The sequence below is a fragment of the Azoarcus taiwanensis genome, from assembly GCF_012910885.1.
GTDB lineage: Bacteria > Pseudomonadota > Gammaproteobacteria > Burkholderiales > Rhodocyclaceae > Azoarcus_F > Azoarcus_F taiwanensis.
Genome location: NZ_WTVM01000312.1, coordinates 1 through 416 on the forward strand (window position 1 = coordinate 1; position 416 = coordinate 416).

At 48.3% G+C, this 416-nt stretch carries 1 protein-coding gene; it reads right to left on the reverse strand.

Annotated elements, in window-relative coordinates; genetic code table 11:
• A partial coding sequence (locus tag GPA21_RS21330; protein ID WP_422614191.1) for a HesA/MoeB/ThiF family protein occupies positions 1 to 392 on the reverse strand: 392 nt, incomplete at its 3' end.
• Positions 393 to 416 lie beyond the last annotated feature (24 nt).

The following is a 416-nucleotide window of genomic DNA, read 5'->3' on the forward strand; positions in this document are numbered from 1 at the left end:
TTGCTATGGTGTTCATTGCTTGATTCCTGTTTCTGAATCAGACAAACGCGGCAACTTTGATCTTTCACTACTGCCAAATGCTGCCAACTTAACTTGAGCCCATCAAACAGATGCAACTGATGGCAAGTGGTTTGAAACGCGCCCGTTGCCAGCTTTTGAATAGTTGCGATTGCCTGATAATTTCCCATTAGCCCCACGACAGGGCCAATCACCCCAGCATCACTGCACTTGGTCTGCATGGCATTTTCTGCAAATGGAAATAGGCAGTGGTAGCACGGAGGGTTTACTGAACTCGCGGCCGACGAGGTATCTTGCTGGGATTGGATTGAGTGGTATGAGCTAAAATCAAACGCAATGAATTGCCCTTTCCAGCCAATTGCCGAGGCCGACACTAATGGGGTACGTTGATTCAGGCA